The organism is Agrococcus sp. HG114 (genome assembly GCF_024723325.1).
GTDB lineage: Bacteria > Actinomycetota > Actinomycetes > Actinomycetales > Microbacteriaceae > Agrococcus.
The window spans coordinates 1-4,753 of record NZ_JANQCH010000160.1; the positions used below are offsets into that span (position 1 = coordinate 1).

The following is a 4,753-nucleotide window of genomic DNA, read 5'->3' on the forward strand; positions in this document are numbered from 1 at the left end:
GAGCGCGCCGACGCAGCGCGGCGCGACGCCCGTGCGGCCCGACGCGCCGCTCAGCGACGGCGACGAGACGCAGGCCGACACCGGCCAGCTGTACGCGGGGGCCCGCGGCGAGACGCTCGACGGCTACCTGCCCGACGCGTCGGTCGACGTCGTCCTGCCTCCGACCCGCGGCACGCCCATCGTCCAGGGCGGCGTCGCCATCCCGGTGCACGAGGCGGGCGACGAGCTGCTGCCGGGCACGCCGCACCGCGGCAGCGGCAACCTGCTGCTCACGACGAGCGGGCGGCTCGAGCTCTCCGCGGGCGGCTCGAGCTACACGTGCAGCGGCACCGTCATCAACAGCGACTCGGGGCTCATCGTGCTCACCGCCGCGCACTGCGCCTTCGACGACGACACGCGCGACTGGTACGACCGCATCACGTTCTCGCCCGGGTACGAGCGCGGCACCGCGCCCTTCGGCACATGGGTCGCCGAGCGGTGGTGGGTGCCGCAGCAGTACCTCGAGTCGAACGACCGCTGGCTCGACGGCGCCGACGACGAGGGCTGGATGGGCTTCGACTTCGGCTTCATCCGCTTCGCGCCGCTCGACGGCCGGACGCTCGAGGATGCCGTGGGCGGCCAGGGGGTCAGCTTCACCGCCGAGACCAACGGCGTCGTCATCGCGGGCTATCCGGGGAACGCGCCGTTCGACGGCGAGGTGCTGCGGCACTGCGCGGAGGACCGGCTCGACTACGGAGCCGGCGGGGATGCGAACTACGGCGCCGACTGCAGCATGGGCGACGGCGCGTCGGGGTCGGCGTTCGTGTCGAACCTCGACCCGGCGACGGGCGCGGGCCACATCACGGCCGTGTACTCGAACGGCGGCGAGAGCGGCGCCTACGGGCCGCCGCTCGGCGTCACCGCCTGGAACGGGCTGCGCTCGCTCGACCGCTGACGCGCGTCAGCGGCCGTCGTCCTCGACCTGCCCGAACGCGCCGACCCGCTTGGGCTCGGCCTTCGACGCCTTCTCGGCAGCGCGGCGCTGCTGGCGGTTGCCGGCGGGCCCCTTCGCCGCCGCGGCGACGGCGGGGTTGCCGCTCTTCGCGCGGCCCTTCGCGGTCGCGGCCGCGAGCTCCCTGCCCTCGCCGTCGTGCACGGACGCCTCGCCGACCTCATCGGGCGCCGAGTAGGTGAGCTGGCTCGTGTCCTCCTCGGGCTGCTCGAGCCCGCCGCCCTCGATCGCGGGCGCCTCGGGGCTCGCGCCCTGCTGCACCTTGACCTCGAGGTTGAACAGGAACTGCACCGACTCCTCGCGGATCGCCGACATCATCTGCTGGTAGAGCGCGAAGCCCTCGTTCTGGTACTCGACGACCGGGTCGCGCTGCGCCATCGTGCGCAGGCCGATGCCCTCGCGCAGGTAGTCCATCTCGTAGAGGTGGTCGCGCCACTTGCGGTCGATGACCGACAGCACGACGCGCCGCTCGAGCAGGCGCATCGCGGGCGAGCCGAGCGACTCCTCCCGGCGCTGGTAGGCGAGCTTCGCGTCCGAGAGGAGCTGCTCGTAGAGGAAGTCGGCCGTCAGGCGCGGGCGGGCCTCGGCGACGACCTCGTCGATCGTGATGCTCACGGGGAAGATCGTCTTCGCCTCGCTCCAGAGCGCCTCGAGGTTCCACTCGTCGCTGTCGCCGCCGACGGCGTGCGCGTCGACGAGCTCGCGCACGGTGCCCTCGAGGAAGCCCTGCACGCGCTCGGCGAGGTCGTCGCCGTCGAGGATGTGCCGGCGGTCGGAGTAGATCGCCTCGCGCTGGCGGTTCATGACGTCGTCGTACTTCAGCACGTTCTTGCGCATCTCGGCGTTGCGTGCCTCGATCTGCGCCTGCGCCGAGCGGATCGTGCGGGAGAAGATCTTCGACTCGAGCGGGATCTCGTCCTCGTCGGCGTCGACCGCCATGAAGCGCTGCGCGACCGAGCCGCCGAACAGGCGGAGCAGGTCGTCCTGCATCGAGAGGTAGAAGCGGCTCTCGCCCGGGTCGCCCTGGCGGCCGGAGCGGCCGCGGAGCTGGTTGTCGATGCGGCGCGACTCGTGCCGCTCGGTGCCGAGCACGTAGAGGCCGCCGGCCTCGACGACCTGCTTCGCCTCCGCCTCGACCGCGGCCTTGACCTCGGCGAAGACCTCGTCCCAGCGCTCCTCGTACTCGTCGGGCGTCTCCGAGGGGCTGAGCCCGAGCTCCTGCATGCGCGTGACGGCGAGGTGCTCGGCGTTGCCGCCGAGCATGATGTCGGTGCCGCGGCCGGCCATGTTCGTCGCGACCGTCACCGCGCCGACGCGACCGGCCTGCGCGACGATCGCCGCCTCGCGCGCGTGGTTCTTGGCGTTGAGGACCTCGTGCTTGACGCCCGCCTTCGCGAGCAGGCCCGAGAGGTACTCGCTCTTCTCGACGCTCGTCGTGCCCACGAGCACCGGCTGCCCCGCCGCGTGGCGCTCGACGATGTCCTCGACGACGTGCTTGAACTTGCCCTCGACCGTCGCGTAGACGAGGTCGGGCTGGTCGATGCGCTGCACCGGCTTGTTCGTCGGGATGGGCACGACGCCGAGCTTGTACGTCGACATGAACTCGGCCGCCTCGGTCTCGGCGGTGCCGGTCATGCCGGAGAGCTTCGTGTAGAGGCGGAAGTAGTTCTGCAGGGTGACCGTCGCGACCGTCTGGTTCTCGGCCTTGATCTGCACCCCCTCCTTCGCCTCGATCGCCTGGTGGATGCCCTCGTTGAAGCGGCGGCCCTGCATGATGCGGCCCGTGTGCTCGTCGACGATGAGCACCTCGCCGTTCATGACGACGTAGTCGGAGTCGCGCTTGAAGAGCGCCTTCGCCTTGAGCGCGGTGTTGAGGAACGAGATGAGCGGGGTGTTCGCCGACTCGTAGAGGCTGTCGATGCCGAGGAGGTCCTCGACGCGCTCGATGCCCGGCTCGAGCACCCCGACGGTGCGCTTCTTCTCGTCGACCTCGTAGTCGACGTCGGGGCGCAGCCGCTTGGCGATGCGCGCGAACTCGGCGAACCAGCGGTTGGCCTCGCCCGCGGCGGGCCCCGAGATGATGAGCGGCGTGCGCGCCTCGTCGATGAGGATCGAGTCGACCTCGTCGACGATCGCGAAGCCGTGGCCCCGCTGCACCATGGCCTCCTTCGAGTGGGCCATGTTGTCGCGCAGGTAGTCGAAGCCGAACTCGTTGTTCGTGCCGTAGGTGACGTCGGCCGCGTACTGCTCGCGGCGCACCTCGGGCGTCTGGCCGGCGATGATGCAGCCGGTCGTCATGCCGAGGGCGCGGAAGACGCGGCCCATGAGCTCCGACTGGTAGCTCGCGAGGTAGTCGTTCACGGTGACGATGTGCACGCCCTCGCCCGTGATCGCGTTGAGGTACGCCGCGATCGGCGCGACGAGCGTCTTGCCCTCACCGGTCTTCATCTCCGCGATGTTGCCGAGGTGCAGCGCCGCGGCGCCCATCACCTGCACGTCGTAGGGCCGCATCCCGAGCGTGCGCTTGGCCGCTTCGCGGACGGCGGCGAACGCCTCGGGCAGCATGACGTCGAGCGACTCGCCGTCCGCGTAGCGCTGGCGGAACTCGGCCGTCTCCTGCGCGAGCTCGTCGTCGCTCAGCTCCTCGAACGCGTCCTCGAGCTTCGCCACGTCGGCGGCGATGCGCTCCAGCCGGCGCAGCAGTCGGCCTTCGCCCGCGCGCAGCAGGGTCTCGAAGAAGTTGGCCACGAGGGATGCCTCCCGTGCGTTGGGGGAAAGGTCACGGTTCGATAACCGACTGCCCATCGTAGCAACGACGCGCGAGCGGCGCCCCTGAGGCCTCAGGGGCGCCGCTGGGCGGGCTCAGGACGCGGCGCGCTCGCGCGTGGCGGCCGCCGGCTCGGAGGCGGATTCGTCGAGCGAGATGACGCCGTACGACCAGCCCTTGCGGCGGTACACGACGGCGCACTCGTCGGTCGCCTCGTCGACGAAGAGGTAGAAGGGGTGGCCGACGAGCTCCATCTGGTCGACCGCGTCGCGCACGCTCATGCGCTTCGCCGGGAAGCGCTTCTCGCGGATGACGACCGGCGACCACTCGTGCTCCTGCTGCTCCTCGTCGCGCACGACGGGGATCGAGCCGGTCGCGACGGCCTCGACGACGGCGGGGTCGGCGGGCGTGATCGCGACCTGCTCGAAGCCGTTCTCGACGGCTTCGCGCAGCGGCATGCGGCGGCGGCCGCTGTGGTCGTGGCGCTTGTCGTGCACGCGGCGGGCGCGCTCCATGATGCGGTGGAACGCGGAGTCGAAGGCCATGTACTTGTCGGGGCCGTCGGACTCCGCGCGGATGATCGAGCCGGGACCGTGCACCGTGATCTCGACCCGGCCGCCCGCGGCGGCATGGGGATCGGCGTGTCGCGAGAGCCGCACATCGAGGGCGGTCGCGCGGGGCAGGAGCTGCGTCACCTTCGCGAGCTTCTCCTCCGCGTAGGCGCGGAACCGGTCGGTGATGTCCGCGCCCCTCGCGCCGAATGTGATCTCCATCGTTGCCTCCCATCAGGTACGGCGTCGGCGCCAGCGGCTGCGGGCCGACTTGCGTGGCGCTCACCATACTCCCGACGACTGTCCGTGCGCGGCACGCGCCGGCACCCGCCGCGCGGTGCGCGCGACGGCGACGATCGCGACCGGCTCGCAGCCCGCCGCGCGCAGCGCCCGCAGTCCCTCGCGGGCCGTCGCGCCGCTCGTGACGACGTCGTCGACGAGCAC

General features: G+C 71.5%; 4 protein-coding genes. 1 reads left to right on the top strand and 3 read right to left on the bottom strand.

The features are described from left to right. On the top strand, positions 1-934 hold a 934-nt coding region (locus tag NWP09_RS11875; protein WP_369010424.1), incomplete at its 5' end, for a serine protease. A gap of 6 nt (positions 935-940) precedes the next feature. On the opposite strand, the gene secA is transcribed toward NWP09_RS11875, so the two are convergent. The 3 genes from secA to NWP09_RS11890 all read right to left on the bottom strand — a co-directional run bounded on the left by secA (position 941) and on the right by NWP09_RS11890 (position 4,753). Next, a complete protein-coding gene (gene secA, locus NWP09_RS11880; protein WP_258275714.1) occupies positions 941-3,739 on the bottom strand; it encodes a preprotein translocase subunit SecA in 2,799 nt (932 codons plus the stop codon). A gap of 114 nt (positions 3,740-3,853) precedes the next feature. Then, positions 3,854-4,531 carry a ribosome-associated translation inhibitor RaiA gene (gene raiA, locus NWP09_RS11885; RefSeq protein ID WP_258275715.1) on the bottom strand — a complete coding sequence of 226 codons (678 nt, stop codon included), beginning with the start codon at positions 4,529-4,531 and terminating at the stop codon, positions 3,854-3,856. 60 nt (positions 4,532-4,591) lie between these two features. Then, complete coding sequence (locus NWP09_RS11890; RefSeq protein WP_258275716.1) at positions 4,592-4,753, bottom strand: phosphoribosyltransferase family protein; 162 nt, start codon at positions 4,751-4,753, stop codon at positions 4,592-4,594.